Origin of the sequence: Halorubrum salipaludis (assembly GCF_002286985.1) — an archaeon.
Classification (GTDB): Archaea; Halobacteriota; Halobacteria; order Halobacteriales; family Haloferacaceae; genus Halorubrum; species Halorubrum salipaludis.
The window spans coordinates 239826-259837 of the sequence record NZ_NSKC01000002.1 but is presented as its reverse complement, the minus strand read 5'-3'; the positions used below and the strand labels follow the sequence as shown (position 1 = coordinate 259837).

Annotated in this window: 18 protein-coding genes; 8 read left to right on the top strand and 10 right to left on the bottom strand. The window is 68.2% G+C overall.

The window, feature by feature from the left end; translation table 11 throughout:
• Window positions 1-31 precede the first annotated feature (31 nt).
• The 3 genes from cobN to CK500_RS03960 are packed head-to-tail and all read left to right on the top strand — an operon-like array spanning window position 32 to window position 5512.
• Window positions 32-3949, top strand: coding sequence for a cobaltochelatase subunit CobN (gene cobN / locus CK500_RS03970; protein WP_095635953.1), 3918 nt, complete (start codon window positions 32-34; stop codon window positions 3947-3949).
• Entirely contained in the window at window positions 3939-4733 is a 795-nt protein-coding gene (locus tag CK500_RS03965; RefSeq protein WP_095635952.1) for a precorrin-8X methylmutase, read from the top strand. Before cobN ends, CK500_RS03965 begins: the two co-directional genes overlap by 11 nt.
• A complete protein-coding gene (locus CK500_RS03960) occupies window positions 4730-5512 on the top strand; it encodes a cobalt-precorrin-7 (C(5))-methyltransferase (protein ID WP_095635951.1) in 783 nt (260 codons plus the stop codon). Before CK500_RS03965 ends, CK500_RS03960 begins: the two co-directional genes overlap by 4 nt.
• Before the next feature lie 62 nt (window positions 5513-5574).
• Here the strand turns inward: CK500_RS03960 and CK500_RS03955 are convergent, their stop codons facing one another.
• Together CK500_RS03955 and CK500_RS03950 are read right to left on the bottom strand one after the other, a co-directional pair.
• Window positions 5575-6324: a CbiX/SirB N-terminal domain-containing protein gene (locus CK500_RS03955; protein WP_095635950.1), complete on the bottom strand. Its 750-nt coding sequence runs from the start codon at window positions 6322-6324 to the stop codon at window positions 5575-5577.
• Between the two features lie 441 nt (window positions 6325-6765).
• On the bottom strand, window positions 6766-7842 hold the full coding sequence (locus CK500_RS03950) for a radical SAM protein (RefSeq protein WP_095635949.1): 1077 nt from the start codon (window positions 7840-7842) through the stop codon (window positions 6766-6768).
• 152 nt (window positions 7843-7994) lie between these two features.
• On the opposite strand from CK500_RS03950, the gene CK500_RS03945 reads away from it, so the two are divergent.
• Together CK500_RS03945 and CK500_RS03940 are read left to right on the top strand one after the other, a co-directional pair.
• Window positions 7995-8423 (top strand): universal stress protein, encoded by a 429-nt coding sequence (locus CK500_RS03945; RefSeq protein WP_095635948.1) that lies wholly within the window; start codon window positions 7995-7997, stop codon window positions 8421-8423.
• Between the two features lie 263 nt (window positions 8424-8686).
• The gene (locus tag CK500_RS03940) at window positions 8687-9142 is read left to right on the top strand and encodes an arsenate reductase ArsC (RefSeq protein ID WP_095635947.1); all 456 of its coding nucleotides are present in this window, start codon (window positions 8687-8689) and stop codon (window positions 9140-9142) included.
• Between the two features lie 84 nt (window positions 9143-9226).
• Here the strand turns inward: CK500_RS03940 and hcsS are convergent, their stop codons facing one another.
• The 4 genes from hcsS to arsD form a co-directional block, all read right to left on the bottom strand.
• Entirely contained in the window at window positions 9227-9451 is a 225-nt protein-coding gene (gene hcsS / locus CK500_RS03935) for a halo-CC-star protein HcsS (protein WP_095635946.1), read from the bottom strand.
• The gene (gene hcsL, locus CK500_RS03930; protein ID WP_095636243.1) at window positions 9442-9792 is read right to left on the bottom strand and encodes a halo-CC-star protein HcsL; all 351 of its coding nucleotides are present in this window, start codon (window positions 9790-9792) and stop codon (window positions 9442-9444) included. The genes hcsS and hcsL overlap by 10 nt, the downstream gene beginning before the upstream one ends.
• Before the next feature lie 77 nt (window positions 9793-9869).
• On the bottom strand, window positions 9870-11825 hold the full coding sequence (gene arsA / locus CK500_RS03925) for an arsenical pump-driving ATPase (RefSeq protein WP_095635945.1): 1956 nt from the start codon (window positions 11823-11825) through the stop codon (window positions 9870-9872).
• A 3-nt stretch (window positions 11826-11828) separates the two neighbouring features.
• On the bottom strand, window positions 11829-12158 hold the full coding sequence (gene arsD / locus CK500_RS03920) for an arsenite efflux transporter metallochaperone ArsD (RefSeq protein WP_095635944.1): 330 nt from the start codon (window positions 12156-12158) through the stop codon (window positions 11829-11831).
• Window positions 12159-12478: 320 nt separating this feature from the next.
• On the opposite strand from arsD, the gene CK500_RS03915 reads away from it, so the two are divergent.
• The 3 genes from CK500_RS03915 to arsB all read left to right on the top strand — a co-directional run bounded on the left by CK500_RS03915 (window position 12479) and on the right by arsB (window position 14765).
• Window positions 12479-12874 carry an ArsR/SmtB family transcription factor gene (locus CK500_RS03915; protein WP_095635943.1) on the top strand — a complete coding sequence of 132 codons (396 nt, stop codon included), beginning with the start codon at window positions 12479-12481 and terminating at the stop codon, window positions 12872-12874.
• Between the two features lie 162 nt (window positions 12875-13036).
• Window positions 13037-13492 (top strand): RidA family protein, encoded by a 456-nt coding sequence (locus CK500_RS03910; RefSeq protein WP_095635942.1) that lies wholly within the window; start codon window positions 13037-13039, stop codon window positions 13490-13492.
• A gap of 97 nt (window positions 13493-13589) precedes the next feature.
• Window positions 13590-14765 (top strand): ACR3 family arsenite efflux transporter, encoded by a 1176-nt coding sequence (gene arsB, locus CK500_RS03905; RefSeq protein ID WP_095635941.1) that lies wholly within the window; start codon window positions 13590-13592, stop codon window positions 14763-14765.
• A gap of 297 nt (window positions 14766-15062) precedes the next feature.
• Here the strand turns inward: arsB and CK500_RS03900 are convergent, their stop codons facing one another.
• From CK500_RS03900 to CK500_RS03885, 4 genes are all read right to left on the bottom strand, one after another.
• Complete coding sequence (locus CK500_RS03900; protein WP_095635940.1) at window positions 15063-16097, bottom strand: tyrosine-type recombinase/integrase; 1035 nt, start codon at window positions 16095-16097, stop codon at window positions 15063-15065.
• Complete coding sequence (locus CK500_RS03895) at window positions 16090-16470, bottom strand: DUF5805 domain-containing protein (RefSeq protein WP_095635939.1); 381 nt, start codon at window positions 16468-16470, stop codon at window positions 16090-16092. Before CK500_RS03895 ends, CK500_RS03900 begins: the two co-directional genes overlap by 8 nt.
• Window positions 16471-17141: 671 nt before the next feature.
• Window positions 17142-18047, bottom strand: a complete 906-nt coding sequence (locus CK500_RS03890; protein ID WP_095635938.1) for a hypothetical protein — start codon at window positions 18045-18047, stop codon at window positions 17142-17144.
• 75 nt (window positions 18048-18122) lie between these two features.
• On the bottom strand, window positions 18123-19931 hold the full coding sequence (locus CK500_RS03885) for a hypothetical protein (RefSeq protein ID WP_095635937.1): 1809 nt from the start codon (window positions 19929-19931) through the stop codon (window positions 18123-18125).
• Window positions 19932-20012: the final 81 nt, after the last annotated feature.

Genomic DNA, 20012 nt, shown 5'->3' with positions numbered 1-20012 from the left:
TTGTGTTATTGCAGAGGAGGTTTAATAACTTGTGACAAAAATCGGCCTCTACACGGCGACTGAGAACGAGTTGGGGGCGGTCCAGACGGCCGCGGAGCAGCTGACCGGGATCGACCTCGCGGTCCGGTCCGACGGCGACCTCGACGAGCAGCGCGACGTGGCGTCGTTCGTCGACGAGCTCGGGGACGCGGCCGCGGTCGTCCTCTGGCTCCACGGCGGACAGGACAGCATGCCGGCGTACGAGTTCGCGGTCGAGGAGCTCCGAGACGCCGGCGTCCCGCTCGTCGTGAAGGCGACGGGCGACGCGTTCGCGTTGGAAGACACCACCGTCGCGACGGGCGACCGAACGACGGTTTCCGAGTACCTCGACTACGGCGGGGCGGTCAACATCGCGAACGGGATTCGGTTCCTTGCCCGGGAGTACGGGACCACCGACGCCGCGGGCGAGATCGACGACCCGATCGAACTCCCGACGGAGGGCGTCTACCACCCCGACCACCCCGGCACGGACGCTGAGGAACTGACCGCGACGTTCGACCCCGACGCGCCGACCGTCGGCGTCTGGTTCTACGAGTCGCACTGGACCCACGAGAACGTCCGGTACATCGACGCGCAGGTCCGCCGGCTGGAGGCGCTCGGCGCGAACGCGCTGCCCGTGTTCTGTAACCCCGTCAGCGACGAGGACGGACAGGAGGACGCGAAGTGGACGGCGGAGAACTACTTCACCGACGACCGCGGCGACGCGGTCGTCGACGCCGTCCTCTCGTCATTCATGTTCTCGCTGTCGATGAGCGAGCGCGGCCGCGACGCGGCGGACGAGGGCGCCGACGCCGAGAGCGTGTTCCTCGACGAGCTCGGCGTCCCGGTGATCCAGACCGTGACGACGATGCGGTCGCGCTCCCGGTACGAGTCGAGCGACACCGGCGTGATGGGCTTCGAGCTCGCGCTCTCGGTCGCGCTCCCGGAGTTCGACGGCAACGTGATCACGCACCCCGTCTCGGGGAAAGAGCGGACCGAAGACGCCGCGGGAATCGGCTCCGCGCCGAAACAGCACTTCCCGATCGAGGACCGCGTCGACCACGCCGCGCGGCTCGCCGTCAACTGGGCCGACCTCAGACACACGCCGAACGACGACAAGAAGGTCGCCGTCGTGTTACACAACTACCCGCCCAGCGACGACGGGATCGGGACCGCGTTCGGCCTCGACTCCCCGGAATCGACGGTCAACCTGTTGGACGAGCTCGCGAGTCGCGGGTACGACCTCGGTTCGGGGGGTGGCGGCGGTGCGACGAAAACTGCTCCCGTCGTCGACGGCGAGAAGCTCATCGACGCCCTGACCGGCCAGCTCACCCTCGACGACCGGTGGGTCGCGCCGGGCGACGTGCGCGACCGCAGCGTCGACACCGTGTCGTCCGCGCGGTACGCCGAGTGGTTCGACGCGCGGAGCGACCGGTTCCGCGACGGCGTCCTCGACGAGTGGGGCGAGCCGCCCGACCGGCCGTTCGCGATCCCCGGCGTCGAGTTCGGGAAGGTCCTCGTCACCGTCCAGCCCCCGCGCGGGTTCGGGATGGATCCGGAGAAGGTGTACCACGACTCCGACCTGTGGCCGCCGCACGACTACGTCGCCTTCTACGGATGGCTCCGCAACGAGTTCGCCGCCGACGCCGTGGTCCACCTCGGCACGCACGGCTCGCTGGAGTGGCTGCCGGGAAAGACGGTCGGGCTCGGGTCCGGATCGGCGCCGGACGGCCTGATCGACGACCTGCCGAACGTGTACCCGTACATCGTGAACAACCCCGGCGAGGGGACGCAGGCGAAGCGCCGCTCGTACGCGGCCGTCGTGGACTACCTAACCCCGGTCATGCGTCGCGCCGGCAGCTACGACGAGCTGGCCGAGCTGGAGGACCTCGCCCGCCGCTACCGCGAGGCCGGCGGCACCGAGGTCCGCACCGACGACGGCGCCCGCCTCGGAGAGCTCATCCGCGAGCGCGTGGACGAGCTCGACCTCGCCGTCGAACTCGGGATCGCCGGCGACGTCGACGAGCGAGCCGACGTCCGCGGGCCGGACGCGGCCGGCTCGACGCTCGCGGACGGCGAGGTCGACGGCGACGAGGTTCCCGTCGAGGAGCTCGTCGAGCGGATCCACGCCTACCTGACCGACGTGAAGAACACCCAGATCCGGCTGGGGCTCCACACGATGGGCGAGCCGCCGGTCGACGACCGGCTCGTGGAGTACCTCGTCGCGCTCACCCGGCTGGAGAATCCGGGCGGGCCGAGCCTCCGCGAGTCGGTCGCCGGCGTGCTCGGCGTCGATTACGAGCGGATGCTCGACGCGCCGGGCGAGTACGACGAGACGCTGGGCATGACGTACGGGGAGGCCGCCGACGAGGTGTACGAGACGAGCAAGGAACTCGTCCGGACGCTGGCCGACCACGGCTTCGACGTGCCCGAGTCGGAGACCGACGCCGGCCCCGACGACGGGACGACGATCAACCTGCTGATCGTCGACATCGATCCGCTCGGCGACGCCCGGGTTCGCGGGGGCGCCCACGACGACCTCCGAGAGGCGTTGCGGTTCATCGCCGAAGAGGCCGCGCCCCGCGTCCGCGGCGCCGAAGCGGAGATCCCGCGCACGGCCGACGCGCTCGCCGGCGAGTACGTCCCGCCGGGCGGCTCCGGCGCGCCGACCCGCGGCGGCGTCGACCTGCTCCCGACCGGGCGGAACTTCTACACGCTCGACCCGCGGAAGGTCCCCGCCAAGGCGGCGTGGGAGGTCGGCAGCGAGATCGCCGCGGACACGCTCGCCCGCCACCGCGAAGAGGAGGGCGAGTACCCCGAGGAGATCGGCGTCGTCGCGTGGGGGACGCCGACCGTCCGGACCCGTGGCGAGACGATCGCGCAGGTGCTCGCGGTGATGGGCGTCGAGCCCGTCTGGACCGACGCGGGGCGGATCGACGACGTGGAGCCGATCCCGCTCGACGAGCTCGGCCGGCCCCGCGTCGACGCCACGACCCGCGTGTCCGGGCTGTTCAGAGACGCGTTCCCGCAGGCCGCGAGCGTCATCCACGACGCCGTCGACGCGGTGGTCGAACTCGACGAGCCGCACGAGATGAACTACGTGAAAAAGCACGTCGAGGAGGAGACCGAGGAGCTGTCGGCCGGGGGGCACGACGACCCCGAGGCGGCGGCGAAACACCGCGTGTTCACGACCCGGCCCGGCGGCTACGGCGCGGGGACGAACAAGGCGGTCGACGAGGGGAACTGGGAGGACGCGGCCGACCTCGCCGACGTGTACGTCCAGTGGGGCGGCTACGCCCTCGGCTCCCGCGGCACCGCCTCGGCGGCCCACGACGCGTTCGAGCGCCGGCTCGGCAACGTCGAGGCCACGGTGAAGATCGAGGACACGATGGAGCAAGACGAGTTCGACTCCTCGGACTGGTACGCGTTCCACGGCGGGTTCATCACCGCCGTCACCGAGGTGGCCGGCGAGGAGCCGGCGTCGTACGTCGGGGACTCCTCGGACCCCGACAACGTCGACGTCTACACGAACGAAGAGAAGGTCCGAAAGGCGATGCGGGCGCGGGTCCTCAACCCGGACTGGCTCGACTCGATGGAGGAACACGGCTACAAGGGCGCCGGCGACCTCTCGAAGACGGTCGACGTGGCGCTCGGCTGGGACGCGACGACCGGCGTCGTCTCCGACCGCCTCTGGCGGGACGTCGCCGAGAAGTACGCCCTCGACGACGACCGGGCCGACTGGATGCGCGACGTCAACCCCTGGGCGCTCGAATCGATCACGGACACGCTCCTGGAGGCGGTCGACCGCGGGCTCTGGGACGCCGACGAGGAGGTCGTCGGGGAGCTTCGCGACCGCAACCTCGAGGTCGACGGCGACATCGAGAAGCGCGCGTCCCGCGGTGCCACGGAGGTGCCCGGCGATGACGACTGACGGCGACGAGGCGACCGACCGCGGGAGAGCAACCGACGGCGGCGAGGCGACCGACCCCGGGAAGGCGACCGACGGCGGCGAGGCGAGCGACCGCGGGGAGACCGCGGCGTACGCCGACCTCGGCGCGACGACCGAGGACGCGATGGAGATCGCCGAGACGAGCATGGACCGGGTTCACGAACTCGTCGCGCAGGAGACCCCGACCGACCGGCTGCGCGCGAAGGCCGTCCACGCCACCGGCGACCCGGAGTTCGCGCACCTGATGCGGTTCGCGAACGACCCGGTCGCGGCCGGCGCCGAAGCCGTGCTGGACGAGCGACCGATCGTGACCGACATCACGATGGTCAAATCGGGAGTCACGGGGCGCGGCCACGACTGCGAGGTCAGGAAGGCGATCGGAAACGGCGCGGAGCTCGCCGCGGAGACGGGGATGACCCGCACCGCCGCGAGCGTGCTCGAACTCGACGAGCGCGGCGTCTACGACGGCGCGGTCGCCGTCGTCGGTAACGCGCCGACCGCCGCGCTCGCGCTCGCCGACTGCATCGAACAGGGGACGCGGCCGGCGGTCGTCGTCGCGACGCCGGTCGGCTTCGTGAAGGCCGCGGAGAGCCGGAAACGCGTCCGCGAGGTCGCCGACGCGTACGGCGTCCCAGCGATCACGAACGTCGGGCGACGCGGCGGATCCGGGCTGGCGGCCGGCCTCACCAACGAGCTCGTCCACGCCGCGAGCGACGTCCGGACCGGCGGGACCACGCTCGAGGCGCTTCGCGAGGACACCCCGTGACCGACGCGTACGACCTCGACTCGGGCCCGGACCCGGCGGCGTACGCCGCCGATCACCCGGAAGTCGACCGGGGAGCCGACACGGCGAGAACCGTTCACGCCGTCGGCATCGGCCCGGGGAATCCGGAGTACCTCGTCCCGAGGGCCGAGCGCGCGCTCCGGGAAGCGGACGTCGTGGTCGGGTTCGAGACCGTCGTCGAGTTCGTCGAGGACCGGACCGACGCGGACTGCCTGACGTGCGGCTACCGCGACGAATCGGCCGCGCTGGCGGCGTTCGCCGAGCGGGTCGCCGACGGCGAGCGGGGGGCGGCGGTGCTGATGGGCGATCCGAACCACTCGGGATACCAGTTCGTCGGGAAGGTCGAACGGGCGGTCGACGCCGCGACGAACGGGTCGGTCGACCTCCGCGTGGTCCCGGGAATCTCGTCGATACAGATCGCGGCTAGCCGAGCGCGGACGCCGATGGAGGACGCGACGTTCGTCACGCTCCACAAGAGCGGGGCCCTCAGCGACGGCTTCGCCCGTCTCCGGCGGGACGTCGGCGACCGGCATCTGCTCGTGTTGCCTCGTCCGTTCGACTGGATGCCGGGCGACGTCGCCGCGGACCTGCTCGACCACGGCGGTGACCCGGCCGCCGAAGCGCTCGTCTGCGAACGGCTCACTCACGACGACGAGACCGTGACCCGAACGACCCTCGGCGCGCTCGCCGAACACGCTGGCGGCGACGGGCGGGGCGACTCGCCGTTCTCCGATCTGTCGGTGCTCGTCGTTCGTCGGTAGCGCCGAGAAACAGGAGAGCGCGCGGGCGTCAGCACCGGACGACCGCGGACCGACGAGGCGGGTCAGTCGCGGCCACCGCCGTCCGTGGCGACGGGGTCGGCGTCGGCGACGAGGTCGGGACTCGGCGTCGAGATGTCCGCGTTCGCACGGGCGCGCTCGACCGCGACGGAGATCGCGTCAGTAACGGCGTCGTCCGCGCCGAAGGGGTCGGCGTAATCGATCCCGCCGCGGTGTAACTCGAGCTGTTCCGGAATCCGATTCCGGGTCGCCTCGCAGTCGGCGACGAACAGGGGACACGCGACCGCTCGGTCGCCCTCCAGCGTGTAGCGGGCACACTCGACCGCCGGATTCTGGACGAGATACGCGGTTCGCACCTCGTCGAACTCGCCGCGGAGACGCCCCGCGTGGAACGTGGCGGCCCTGCGCGCGTGGTCGTCACGGCTGTTGCCGAACGCGACGAGCACGAGCGCGTCGGCGTCGCTCGCCGCCCGCGCACGGGTCCGGATCGCCTCGGTCACGGCCGGGCTCCGCCCGACCGGATCGCAGTACCGCACCTCACCGGCGAGCCGAGAGAGCGCTCTGGGAACCGCTTTCAGCGTCTCGTACGTGTGGGCGAAACACAGCGGAACGGCGTAGATTCGTTCCCCCCGGACGTCCGCGAGCGCCTCGCCGAGCTCCGATTCCGGCTCGCGCTCGTACGTGGCGGTGACGACCCTATCGGCGATACCAGCGTCACGCAACCGTTCGGCGTGCCGTTCTGCGACGGGGCGGACCGGGTCCCGTCCGACGAGCAGCAGTGTTTCTCGTGGCATAAATACAATTTTTATTGTCCTACTCCAATCGGACTTGTTAAACGAGTAGCGAGCTTCAGATAAATAGCTTACCCACGACCGTCGTTCGAGTCGCCCCCCACGCTCACAACTCGTACTGTCGACGCGTCCTCCCGCGCTCGTCGCCTCGCAAAGAGCCGCCACGGACATCCGGATATTCGCCGGTGAGAACACGCCGATTCGGCGGCATCGCCGGGAAAAACGATGGATCTCGGCACGCTCGAAGGCGGCGAGTCCCGCATATGCCCCGTTGTTCGTGCGCGATACGTCCCTCGAGGCACGTCCGTTCACGCGAAAGCCCTCGCACGCGACGAGACAGATGTGCCCGGTAGCGCCCGCCGGGATCGCGCGATTCACCGCCGTCCGCCAGGTCACACGACCACCCCGCGATCGGTTCGATATAGCGCGCTCGGGTATACGCGGCTAGACCCTCGCGCCCCCGCCGAGCCTGGTCGGTAACTCGCCGTCGTACCCGTCGGGGACGTACGGGCAGAGGGGATCGCTCTCCAGCGGGTCGCCCGTCGCCGCGTACGCCCGCGAGCGGCTCCCGCCGCAGACCTGTCGGAACTCGCAGGCGCCGCACTTCCCCTTCAGCCGGTCCGGCTCGCGGAGCGACTCGAACAGGTCCGCGTTCCGGTAGATGTCGACGACCGACCGGTCGCGGACGTTGCCCGCGGACTCCGGGAGGAACCCGGAGGGATACGCCTCGCCGGTGTGGCTCACGAACGCGAACCCGCGGCCGGCGGTGATCCCGCCGCGCCGCCGGATCGCCCCCTGGTCCCCGTCGGACTGCAGCCCGACGCGGCGGTAGAAGGGCGCCTCGGTCGTCTTGACCCCGAACGGCTCCGACTCGGCGACCTCGTGGAGCCACTCCATCGCGTCCTCGGCCCGCTCCGGGGGGATCGGATCGAGGATCCGCCCCCGGCCGACGGGGACGAGGAAGAACACGCTCCAGAGGACGGCGCCGAGCTCCCGCACCCGGTCGCGGATCGCGGGGAGCTCGTCGGCCGTCTGCGCGCAGACGGTCGTGTTGATCTGGAGCGGGAGCCCAGCGTCGGACGCCGCCTCCGCCGCCTCCAGCGTGCTCTCGAAGCTCTCCTCGCCCCGGAACCGGTCGTGGCTCTCGCGGGACGCGCCGTCGAGGCTGAGCGCCATCCGCCGGATCCCGGCGTCGGCGAGGGCCTCGACCCGATCGGGCGTCAGCGACCCCGTCCCGCTGGGGGTGATCGTCATGCGCAGTCCCCGATCGTCGCCGTACGAGACCAGCTCCAGGAGATCGTCTCTGGCGAGCGGGTCGCCGCCGGAGAGCACGACGAGCTGGCCCTCCCCGAACTCCGCGGCGTCGTCGAGGAGCCGCTTCCCCTCCTCGGTCGTCAGCTCGTCGGGGTGACGCGCCGGTTTCGCGTCGGCGCGGCAGTGACGACAGGCGAGCCCGCACGCCTGCGTCACCTCCCAGATGAGAACCAGCGGCCGCCGGTCCGTGTCGAGGTCGTCGAACATCGGCCTACTTGAACGTCGCGTTCCATCCCTTTGGCTCCCGTCCCGAACGTGTTCACGGTTGAAGTGCTCGGAACGGACCGGGAGGGGCCGTCCCCGAACCCCGAGCGGTCCACGGCCCACAGTTTGATACCGGCACCGGTCGAAGGTCGCGTATGACCGATTCCGTCCTCGTCGCGATGGACGACTCGCCCCTGAGCAGCGAGGCGCTCGCGTTCGCCCTCGAGACGTTCCCGGACGCGCGCGTGACCGTCGTCCACGTCGCCGCCCCCGACCTCGACATGCTCCCCGCGGACACGGAGGAGGTCGTCGGCGCCGCGCTCGACGACCTCGACGGCGTGGGCGACGAGACCGCCGCGTCGGTGTTCGAGACCGTTCGAGAGGTCGCCGCCGACCGCGACGTGGCGGTCACCTTCCTCACGGGCGAGGCCGAGCGCCGGATCGCCGAGTACGCCGAGGAGGGGGACTTCGATCACGTCGTGCTCGGGACGCACGGTCGCTCGGGGCTCTCGCGGGCGCTGATCGGGAGCGTCGCCGAGGCCGTGACCCGGGAGACCGCCGTCCCGACCACCCTGGTGAAGTGACGGACGGTCGGCGGCGACGCGATCGGTCGGCGCCCCGACGCTCACCCGTCTCGGGGCGTCCGCCGTGCGGTCCAGCGTCGTGTCGTTTGGTGCTTCCGCGCCCCGACCGACGCGCACCCCGCAGGTAGTCGCCGTTTCGGCGAACACGTCGGAAAGGGCTCAAATATCGGTGTATCCCCGGTGTATATCGCTCTATAGCGCTCTATAGCGCTCCGTAGCGGTCTGAAGCAACGACTATACTGGTGGCACCCGCATAGCAAGTCGTGACTCAACACAGCGAACAGTCGGGCCATCGCGTCGCCTTCGTCTGCGTCCAGAACGCGGGACGGAGCCAGATGGCCGCCGCGTTCGCCGAGCGGGAACGCGACCGACGCGGCGCAGGTAACCGGATCGAGATCGTCACCGGCGGGACACAGCCCGCGGATCACGTCCACGACATCGTCGTCGAGGCGATGGCGGAGGTAGACATCGACATCGGCGACCGGACGCCCCGAGAGGTGACGCCCGAGGAGCTACAGGCGGTCGACCTCGTCGTCACGATGGGCTGTTCGGCCTCGGACGTGTGCCCGGCGACGTGGAACGGGGAGAACCGCGACTGGGGGCTCGACGACCCGCACGAGCGCCCGATCGAGGAGGTCCGCGAGATCCGCGACGAGATCGACGAACGCGTCGTCGCGCTGTTCGACGAGCTCCTGTCAGAGACGCCGTCTGCGGAATGAGGCGGGGAGAGTAGTCGACCGGACTCGGCCCCTATCAAACGCCGCTCCCGGCAGCCGATCTGTACCACCGGCGGCCGATCTCCGCTAACAGCAGCCGTCGTCGTCGGCGCCGCAGACGCTACCGTAATCGATCCCCGTCTCGTCGCCGATCGCCTCGTTACACTGCATCACCATCGTGGTGAACGCGAACTCCGCCGACTCCGCTTTCGCCGCGGCGAGCTCCTCGCCGAGCGCCTCGGCGGCCGCGAGGACCTCCTCGTCGGTGGCTCCGTCCGCATCGGGATTCTGCTCGGAGGTGCTCAACAGCACCCACCTCCGGTAGACTGCGCGAACTCCTCACCGATCTCCTCGCTGATGACGTCGTTCGTCTGCTGGAGGAGGTCAACGAGCTCAGCCTGTGCGGCCTGCTGGCGTTGGATCGTCTCGTTGTTCGACAGCTCCGAGTTGAGTTCTTTCAGCTCTTCCATCACCGACTCGTCGAAGCCACCGCGTTGCATCTGCTGTTGTTTCCGCTGGTACTCGCGCAGCAGCGCCATCGCGTCGGCGTCCTCCTGGAGCGCCTCGTCGGCCGCGACGAACCGCCGGTACGTCTCCGACTCGCCGAGGGCGTCGAGGAACTCGCGGAGCGCCGCCTCGACGTTCGCTTCCACGTCTGCGTCCGCTGGCGCCGCCGCGACGCTCTCCGTCGCGTCGTCGGGACCGCCCGAGCCGCCGGAGCCGGCGTCGCTCACGATGGAGTCACCTCCGGCGCGTCCGCGTCGGCGATGTCCGCCAGCCCGGTGATCTCCTCGCCGAAGGCGCTCAGCTCGTCGATCCCGATCGGCTCGTCTCGGCGGAGCGGGGCTAACATGAGCGGCGCGTCGAAGCGGTCGCGGATCTCCGCTAAGTACTGCGCCTGTTGCGCGCGGCGATTCGCGAAGAAGGCGTTGTCGCCGTACTCCTCGGGGAGGAGGTAGTTGGCGACGACCAGCGAGGTCTCGATGCCGACCTGATCTCTGAGATCGGCGGCCGCGCGGTGCGCCTCCATCATCGGCGTGTACTCGGGGTACATCACGAACGCGAAGGTGCTCTGCTCGGGGTCTTTCATCGTCTCAATGACCTCGTCGTACTGGTCGCCCTTCGCGGGGGCGGCGCCCTTCGTCAGCGAGCCGAGGTCCATGAACCCCTTCCAGTCGGACGGGAGTTCGAGCAGTCTGAGGGTGTGGCCCGTCGGTGCCGTGTCGAAGACGACGACGTCGTAGCCGTCCTCGTCGAAGTAGCTCACGAACTTCTCTAAGGCCGCCATCTCCTCGGCGCAGGGCGACTCCAGCTCCTCCTCGACGTTCGCGATCGCGGCGCCGACGTCGATCTGCGTGTCCTCCCTCTCCTCGTACATCTCCGTGACGTGATCGAGGACCTGCTCGCGGTACTCGGCGAGGGCCTCCTCCTGGTCGATCCGCGCCGCGTCGAGGTTGTCCTGCCCGACCGAGGTCGGCTCGTGACCGACGGGCTCGCCGAAGATGTCCTCCAGGTGCGCGGCCGGGTCGGTCGTAACGACGAGGGTCTCGTGGCCCGCCTCGGCGAGCTTCGTCGCCGCCGTCGAGGCGACCGTGCTCTTCCCGACGCCGCCCTTGCCGGTGAAAAAGAGGTACTGCGTCTCCTCGCCGGGCGTCAGCTGTTCGACGACCGCGTCGGCGTCCGCGGTCGCGTCGAAGTCGACCGCCCCGTCGCCGCGGCCCCCGTCGTCGACGTCGGTCGCCGCGCCGATGTCGACCGTCGCCTCGTCGCCGTCGTAGAGGACGCCGGCCACGTCGGCGAGCAGGTCGAGGCCGGCGATCTCGCCGGGCTGGAGCGGGTACGTCGCCGTCGCGTCCGCGTCGAACTCCTCGCGGGCGCGCTCGATGACCGCCCGCTCGTCCGCGCGCTTGGCCTCGAAGAAGGGATCCTCACACACCGACTCGGGGAGGTAGCCGTTGAGGATCAGGAGTTGCGACTCGATCCCGAGCTCGGCGAGGTCGCCAGCGCTGCGTTCGATCTCGTCGATCGAGGAGTCCTCGGGCTTGCCGACGAACGCGAAGGAGGTGCGCTCGTCGTCCTGCAGCGTGTCGATCGCGCGCTCGTAGTCCCGCTTGCGCTCTTCCATCGAGGCGGCCGGGCCGATACAGGTCGAGCCGCCCTTCTCCAGTTCGGCGTTCCAGTCGGAGGGGAGCTCCATCAGCCGGATGGTGTGGCCCGTCGGCGCCGTGTCGAAGACGACGGCGTCGTACTCCGGGCTGTCCATGAAGTCGACGAAGTTGTCGAAGGCGGCGATCTCCTCGACGCAGGGGCTGTTGAGCTGCTCTTCGACCGTCCGGATCTCCTCGTCGCCGAGCAGCTCCCGCATCGGCTCGATCGTCTCTTGGCGGTACTCCTCGGCGGCGGTGTCCGGGTCGATCTCGATCGCCGAGAGGTTCTCGATCCCGTCGATCGCGGTGACCTCGTGGCCGATCGACTGCCCGAAGATGTCCGAGAGGTTCGGCGCGGGGTCGGTCGTGACGAGGAGCGTCTCGTAGTCGTTGTCGGCGAGCCACGCCGCGGTCGCACAGCTCACCGTGCTCTTGCCGACGCCGCCCTTCCCGCTGAAGAAGACGAACTCCGTCTCCTCGCCGCTCGGTTCCACGATGTCCCGCGCGCTCGTCGACTGGTTCGACTGTGACCGTGCCATCTGTCAGGCCTCCTGGGTCGCGGCGTCCCCGCCGACGGCGGCTGTCAGTTCGTCGTACGAGAGGTACTCCCCCTCGGCGACGACCTCGCCGTCGACGACCGTGATCGGGAGGACAGACGGGCCGTTCTCCTGCACGCGGTCGTAGATGCGCTGTGTCTCGAGGAACTGGTCGATGTTGTGCTGCATGTTCGCCCGCGTCACCTCGAGGTCGTCGAACGCGTCCTCGAGCTGGTCGAGCGCCGCGCTGACCTCGACGAGCTCGTCGTCGGGGTCGGGGCCACAGACGCCGGTGGAGCAACACATCGCTTCTTCGTAGAGGGTGAGTTCGGTCATGGTGGTGTCGGAGTGTCGTCGATCGCCTGAGTCGCCGTCGCGACAAGGGCTAACGCTGCGTTCCCTTTCTGATCGATTCAATTGAACAATTTCTCAGATAAATATAAACCCTCCGATCGGTCTGTCCGTTGCGCACATCAAAAAAATATCGTGGTGAAGCATTTAAACGGGGTTAAAGCGAGGGTTCCGCTCCTACTCATTTGAGCCGCCCGAAACGAGACTGCGTCAGGAATAAGGGAGTGATAAACTGTTCGTCGAATCGTAACTGCAATTGCGTGATGGGCCATAACGCTTAATCTCACATCGATTCAATTGTGAGTATGTCATCGACCGATCGGCTCCAGCGGTACGTCGCCGACGAGTGCGGCTCCTGTACCGACGAGGACCTCTCCGAGCGGCTCGCAGAGCTGGAGGAACTGAACGAGAGCATCGGCGGGTCGGACCTCGAGACCGACATCGAGCTGCTGTCGGCGCTCGGAAACGAGACGCGGTACAAGATCGTCCGAATGCTTCACGCGGCCGACGACGACGAGCTGTGCGTCTGCGAGCTCTCGCCGCTGCTGGACGTGAGCGACAGCGCGATCAGCCACGCCCTCTCGAAGCTCACCGACGCCGGTCTCGTCACGCGCCGGAAGGAGGGGAAATGGCGGATGTACCGCGCCACGCCGCGCGCGAACGCTGTCCTCGTCGCACTCGACGGATCTCGCTCGCTGTAGAAAGGGTCATCCCGCAGCTGATCGGTTCGGAGTAGATCGGCGTTGCGAGCGGGCGCTCTCAACCGGCGGCCCGCCGGAAGGTTTCCCAGCTGCCGACGTTACTCAGAGACGCACCTCCGGGCTTTCACAATATTTTAATATCTGAGCATTTGTTCATTTGATATGGGGCACCGCACGACGGAGGTCGGCTCGGACGAGAATCGCGACACCGAGATGAACATCGATCCGACGCTGAGCGAAGAGAGCAAGGGACAGCGCTGCGGTTCGGACAATACAGGAGCGTTCGGGAAGCGAACCGGGTCGTCAGACCTGCGCTTTTTCGAGGGGATCCTCCCCGAAATTGACGGAGAAGTATTGAGTAATCATTCAATCGAAGAGCAGTTCTCGACCGCGCTCGACAACCTCGAATCCGCGCTCGCCGACAACCGGAACGCGACGTTCGGCGACGTGATGAAACTCGAGATCCAGCTCACGGACCCGAGCGCTGCGGAGGCGATCGATCACGTTTACGAGTCGCGGTTCGACGATGTCGAACTTCCGCCGCGGACCGTCGTCGGCGTCTGCTCGCTGCCCGGCGGTGCGGACGTACAGCTCGACGTGATCGCGGCTGAAGAGTAGTCGCCTCGTCCGAGACACCACTTATGAACGCTCATCCGCTTACACGCCGGTATCGCCCGCCAGTCGATTCGCTCGTCGCTACGGGGGTGCGGCCGTCGTGAGCGACGCTCCCCACGAACACGGGCCGGACTGCGACTGCGAAGCCTGCGGCGACCCGCGTTCGATGGACTTCCTCGACAAGTATCTCACCGTCTGGATCTTCGGTGCAATGGCGGTCGGAATCGGTCTGGGCTACGTCGCACCCTCGGTCACGGGGCCGATACAGGACCTCCACCTCGTGGAGATCGGACTGGTGGTGATGATGTACCCGCCGCTGGCGAAGGTCAACTACGGACAGCTTCCCGCCGTCTTCAAGAACGTGAAGGTGCTTGGACTGAGCCTCGTCCAGAACTGGCTCATCGGGCCGACCCTCATGTTCGGGCTCGCGATCGTGTTCTTCAGCGGTCTCGTTCCCGGACTCCCGGCCCGTCCCGAGTTCTTCCTCGGACTGGTGTTCATCGGGATGGCCCGCTGTATCGCGATGGTGCTCGTCTGGAACGAACTCGCCGAGGGGTCGAACGAGTACGCCGCCGGGCTGGTCGCGTTCAACAGCGTCTTCCAGATCCTCACCTACGGCGTGTACGTCTGGTTCTTCGCGCTGTTCCTCCCGCCGCTGCTCGGTATGGAGTCGCTCGTCGCGGGGATCTCCGAGTTCGGGATCAGCCCGCGACAGGTGTTCGAGGCGATCGCGATCTTCCTCGGGATTCCCTTCGCGGCGGGCGTCGTCTCGCGGTTCGTCGGGACGCGAACGAAGGGAGACGAGTGGTACGAGGAGACGTTCGAGCCGACGATTAGTCCGCTCACCCTGGTCGCGCTGTTGTTCACGGTGATCGTGATGTTCGCCATGCAGGGCGAGCGGATCGTCGCGCAGCCGAGCGACGTCCTCCTGATCGCGGTCCCGCTCACGATCTACTTCGTCGTGATGTTCTTCGTGAGCTTCGGGATGGGCCGCGGGATCGGCGCCGACTACTCGACGACGACTGCCATCGGCTTCACCGCGGCCTCAAATAACTTCGAGCTCGCGATCGCCGTCGCCGTCGCGGTGTTCGGCGTCGGTTCCGGGGTCGCGTTCGCGACCGTGATCGGTCCGCTCATCGAGGTGCCCGTCCTGCTCGCGTTGGTCAAGGTGGCGCTGTGGCTCCAGAAGCGGTACGACTGGCAGGGGTACACGACCGGACGCCTCGATGCACCGGCGAACGAATCGCCGAGCGAACCCGCGTTAGACGACGACTGATTCCCCACGGGACTGCTCACCGACGTGCCGGCCATTTGATGTCGATCCGGGGTTCGAACGGATCCCGTAGACACAGGTCGATCAACGTCGAGACGTGTTCACACCCAACGGCTCCTGTACCTTCCCCGGACGGGTGATATGGGGCACCGCCGTCTTCGCGACGATCCTCGGGTCGGTCGCGAAGCTGTGCCGTGAATTCGGTATAGCGGCATGCGATTTATCTGATCGGAATCGGTCTCAATTGGGTTGTAATACTATCAACAAAATTGCAACGACTACGCCCGATCGAGTGTCAGCTCACGTCAACAGCCGATAGACGTTCGCTTCGTACGTCTCGCGGACCTGATCGCCCCAGTTGTGGGTGTACGTGTCGATCACGTCGTCGGCGACGTCGCCGCGGAGGTATTTGACGACGCCGCGGTCGCCCGTCCGGTCCCGGAGATGCGTCGTGAAGAAGTGCCGGAAGTAGTGGGGCGTGACGTTCTCGGCGGCGCCGCCGCCCGTGCGGTACCACCCCGCGTCGCGGGCGTGGCGCTCGACGACGTGTCTGACCGCCTGCGGGTCGAGCCGCTCTCCCCATCCCTCCGCGGTGCCGACGAACAGCGGATCCGCGGGGGACGGGCTGTCCGGCCGCACCGCGAGCCACCGTTTCAGCGTCCGCGCCAGCTCGTCGTCGACCGGGATCACGGTCGCCCGCTTGCGCTTGTTCGACGCCGTGCGGACCTCGCCGTTGAGCTCCTCTCCGACCGTCGCGTCCGGCGTGACGTACAGCGAGTTCGGTCGGTCCGCGAGGGCCGGCCGGGTCCCGAGCGCGAACGCCCCCCTGACCTCCTCGTCGTCGACGGCGAGATCGCGGAGATCGAGGTTGCAGAGTTCGCCGACCCGCATTCCGGTCTTCAACAGTGTGACGACGAGCGCGCGGTGGAGGGGATGGCGAACCCCGGCGACGAACTCGCGCATCGCCGGGATCGACACGTCTCGCCGCGCAGGGTCCTTGTCCACCGTCTCGTCCATCTCCTCCATCACGAGCGTCATCGGGTTCCCCTCGAAGACGCCGACTTCGGTCATGTACCCGTAGAACCGGTGCAGATACGCCGCGTACGTCGCCACGGTGCTGTCGGCCACGTCGCCGCGCAGCGAGTGGACGAACGCCATACAGTCGCGATGGGTGGCCGACGACGGCGTCGTCTCGGCGTCGAGAAACGCCTCGAACCGGCGGAGCACGCGCTCGTAGGAGTCCCGGGTCCGCTCGGTCTTCCCGTGATAGGTGAGGTCCTCGATGAAGTACCCGATCGGGTCGTCGACCTCGGCGGGGGCGCGCGCGCTACTCATCGATCAGCGTGTACCCTCCTTCCCGCCCGTTGTACCGGACGCGGTTGCGGTCCTGGAGCGCGTCGAGCGCGTCCTCCAGCCGCCCCTCGAAGTCGTCGAACACGGCGTCGACGAGCTCCTCCCACGAGAGGACCCCGTCGGCGAGGGCCGCCTCGACTCGCCTTTCGAGGTTGTTACCCCCAGGGTCAGACCCCGACGGATCCGGTTCGACGGGATTTTCGTCGCCCTCGATCGAGAACCCGCGTCTCCCGGCCTGTACCATCGTTCTGACGAACTCGCTTTGGGACATCCCCAACTCGTCGGCGTGGTCCTGCCAGATCGCCTTCTGATCCTTGGGGACGTACGTCTTCACGGAGCGGCGGTCGTCGCTCATCTCTCGTCCGAGCCTTTTCGGCCCGCCATCTTCAATCTATCCCACAATCCCGGATAAGGTCACTTATACAGTACTGTATGTCCACTATTTGCCCGGTGAATATTGAATATCTGTCTTTGTGGTACTACAAGATTCAATGTGTAGTCATAGAATCACGGATATTCAGACGCCCGATCGTCGCCGGCGCTCGTTGACGGCCGGGGACGAAGCGGGACTCCCCTGTGGGGCGGGACGACGACATGGGTAGGAGCCCGTGGCTGCTGTCGAGCGCCGCCCGTGGTTCGCGCGTTCATCGACCCGGCTCGTCGACCGTGGTGGCCTGGCGTGTACCGCAGTCGACACGCCCGTGACTCCATCGACGAGCCTATCGATCGCGAACGCTCGGTCGCCTCGGCGGAGTCACGTCGATTACGGTTCGAACCGGTCGATGGTCCCGTCTGTCCCACCGCGTGTCTCTCGGACCGTTGTGGCCGTTCTCGCGCCACTGATGGAATCTGTACCAGAAACGGACAAAGGGGACATCGAACCCCTCACGACTCCACACTACCCCGTCTCCGACCGAAATATCCGGGCAATCAGACTTTTTCTCCCGTGATCGGCCGTTGCGAGTACACGCGGGGACGATCGATCGCCGACGTATATATTGTATATCGCTATAGAAAGTGTTGGGATCAGACCCGGATCTCCGAGGACGACTCCTCGACCGCGAGCGCGTCGAGCGCGCGCTCGACGCGCGGGTCGTGTTCGGCCGCGTTCCGCATCAGCACGGTCTCGCTGGGGAAGAGGTGTTCGCCGACGACGAGCCCGTGCTCGCGGGCCGTCGACCCGGTGACCGTGAGGTAGACGCCGATCCCCGTCCGGGCGATGGCGGCCTCCTCCTCCTCGTCGGCGTTCGGATAGACGAACTCGACGCCCTCCAGCGCGTCCGTTCCCAGGACGGCGGTGACGAGCCGCTCGTAGCGCGGAGAGATGCAAAGCGGTCCCTCGTACTCCGCGACGAAGCGCCGATCGAGGTCGGTCCCGGGATCGGTCCCCTCCAGCTTTCCCATCAGCGTGTGGTAGACGGTGTCTCCGAGCCCGTTGACCACGCGCACGTCGGTGTCGACGGGGTCGATCCGCTCGTTGATGTCGGCGATCTGTCCCAGTCCCTCCGGTCGGATCCCGACGACTTCCTCCAAGACGAGGTCGGCCGAGTCGAACCCGAGCGCGAACTCGTGGGTTCGGAGGGCTCGGAACGGCTCCTCGCGGCCGACGAGCTTCAGCGTCACGTCGCCGAGGTCGACGGTGGCGGCGTCGAAGACGATCCGCCGGGGCTTCCCGTCCCGGTCGTCGCGCAGCAGCGTGAATTCTGGCCGGCGCGGGTCGTCTGGGTCGGAGTACTCCGTCAGTCGCTCGTACGGGCCGTCTTCGGCGTCGACGCGGCCCTTCGTGACGGCCTTCTCGTACCGGAGGGTGTTGCTCACGCGGTCCGCGAGCCCGTCGAGCCGGTCGTCCGGGCCGACGGCCGCGATCCGTTCGAGGACCGCTTCGAGGGGTCGGCCTTTCCGCGGCACGGCGACCGGTACCGGTTCGCTCATTGCCGGATTTGGGTGGCCGCGGGTAAAACGGGTTGCGCTTTTCGGTCGGCGTGAGTTCGGGGGGTTCCTCGCGGCCTACTGTCCGCCCGGACCGAAGGCCTCGTTGAGCCGCTTTCTGAAGGCTTCGAGCTCCTCGAGGTGGTCGTCGATCGCGTCGAGCTCCGCCGCCACGTCGTCGAGGTCCTCGCCGAGCCGGTCCTCGATGTCGGTCAGCCGGGTGTCGACCTCCGCGAGGTCGTCCCAGAGGTCGTCGAACTCCTCGTCGAACCGCTCGACGCGGGCCTCGACGTCCTCGATCCGGTTCTCGGTCGCCTCCAGCCCCGCGGCGGCGTCGTCGACCTCCTCGTATAAGGTCTCCACGTCGTCGCCCAGGTCGTCGACCGCCTCGTCGAGTCCGGTCGTCTCGTCGTCGAGCCGCGACACGTCGTCCGTGACGCCGTCCACGGTCTCCTCGACGTCTGCGACCGACTCTTCGACGCCGGAGACGGTCTCTTCGACGTCAGCGACCGACTCCTCGACGGTCGATACGTCCGATTCGACGCCGTCGACGCGCCCGTCGACCTCTTCGACGCGCCCGGTGACGGCGTCGACGTCCTCGGTCACGGCCGACACCGATTCGTCGACCTGCGAGACCTCTTCGCGCAGGTCGTTCCGGTCGGCGTCGGCGGACGCGAACCGGTCGTCGATCGCGGCCATCTCGGACTCGACGGCGGCGACCTTCTCGTCGAGGTCGTCGAGGATCTCGCGGGCGGTCCCCTCGCCGTCGATGAACTCCGCGAGCGCGTCGGCGTACGCCTCGATGTCGGCGACGCTCGACTGCAGCCGGCCGATCCGCACGTCGACGCTCCGGGGGACGCCCGCGTCGAGTTCGGACCGAATGGTCTCGAGGTCCTCGTCGTCGACCTCGCCCGCGCGGATCTCCGCGGCGAGCGTCGCGGCGAGCCCCTCCCCGGAGGCGGACGCGGGAGCGGTTTCCGCGGCCTCGGTCGGCTCTGCGGCCTCGTCGGCCGCCGGTTCGGTCACTTCGGGTTCGGGCTCCTCCGACTCGACCGCCTCCGAATCGGCCGCTTCCGGTTCGGATTCTTCCGGTTCGGGCTCGTCCGACTCACCGATCTCGGATTCCTCGGCGTCGGCCTCCGCGGTCTCCTCCCCGTCTCGCGGGGTGACCGCCGCCGTTCCCGCGGCGACTTTCCGCGGTTCGGGAGTGGCGGCCTCGCCGTCTACATCGTCTGTGTCGTCGCTTTCGGCGACCTCCGGCGCTTCTACATCGTCTGTGTCGTCGCTTTCGGCGACCTCCGGCGCTTCTACATCGTCTGTGTCGTCGCTTTCGGCGACCTCCGGCGCTTCGACAGCCGCGTCCGGGTCCGCCGCTTCGGTATCGGCCGCCGGTTCGTCGTCGACTGCGGGCTCGTCGTCGGACGCGAGCGGCTCCTCCATCCCGGGAAGCGTCGCGCGGTCGCCGGAGAGCACCTCTCTGACGGCGTCGGTGTCGCCGGCGCCGAGGACGTCTTCGATCTCCTCGCCGACCGGGACGTGCTCTATCACCGGCGTCCCGAGGAAGCCGTCGAGGTCGGGGTCGTCGTCGCGGATCCCGAACACGGTCTCGACCTCCTCGTCGGGATCGATCACGCGTTCGAACTCGACGCGGTGGTCCTTGTAGGCGGTCCAGTTCTCGCTCTCGTACTCCGGGTGGAACCCGATCCGGTCCATCGGGAACGACTCGGGGATCCGGTCGACGATGCGCACGCGCACGGGGTCCTCGCGGGTCGAGGAGAGCTCGTACATCACCGCGGGCACGGGGAACGCGTCGTCCGTGAAGGACTTCTCGACGCGGATACCGTCCTCGTCGACGGTCGTCGTCGCTTCTGCCGTCCGTTCGCTCATACGGGGACTCACCCGGAGCAGGGGCTTAAATTCCACGGGCCGCCTTTCGGCGCTGATAACCACCGATCGGTGAAAAAACGC

Bases quoted from the DNA above. Each gene is read 5' to 3' on its own strand.
- CK500_RS03965 (WP_095635952.1), top strand. From the start codon at position 3,939: ATGACGACTGACGGCGACGAGGCGACCGACCGCGGGAGAGCAACCGAC.
- CK500_RS03955 (WP_095635950.1), bottom strand. From the start codon at position 6,324: ATGCCACGAGAAACACTGCTGCTCGTCGGACGGGACCCGGTCCGCCCC.
- CK500_RS03950 (WP_095635949.1), bottom strand. From the start codon at position 7,842: ATGTTCGACGACCTCGACACGGACCGGCGGCCGCTGGTTCTCATCTGG.
- CK500_RS03945 (WP_095635948.1), top strand. From the start codon at position 7,995: ATGACCGATTCCGTCCTCGTCGCGATGGACGACTCGCCCCTGAGCAGC.
- arsA (WP_095635945.1), bottom strand. From the start codon at position 11,825: ATGGCACGGTCACAGTCGAACCAGTCGACGAGCGCGCGGGACATCGTG.
- arsD (WP_095635944.1), bottom strand. From the start codon at position 12,158: ATGACCGAACTCACCCTCTACGAAGAAGCGATGTGTTGCTCCACCGGC.
- CK500_RS03915 (WP_095635943.1), top strand. From the start codon at position 12,479: ATGTCATCGACCGATCGGCTCCAGCGGTACGTCGCCGACGAGTGCGGC.
- CK500_RS03910 (WP_095635942.1), top strand. From the start codon at position 13,037: ATGGGGCACCGCACGACGGAGGTCGGCTCGGACGAGAATCGCGACACC.
- CK500_RS03900 (WP_095635940.1), bottom strand. From the start codon at position 16,097: ATGAGTAGCGCGCGCGCCCCCGCCGAGGTCGACGACCCGATCGGGTAC.
- CK500_RS03895 (WP_095635939.1), bottom strand. From the start codon at position 16,470: ATGAGCGACGACCGCCGCTCCGTGAAGACGTACGTCCCCAAGGATCAG.
- CK500_RS03890 (WP_095635938.1), bottom strand. From the start codon at position 18,047: ATGAGCGAACCGGTACCGGTCGCCGTGCCGCGGAAAGGCCGACCCCTC.
- CK500_RS03885 (WP_095635937.1), bottom strand. From the start codon at position 19,931: ATGAGCGAACGGACGGCAGAAGCGACGACGACCGTCGACGAGGACGGT.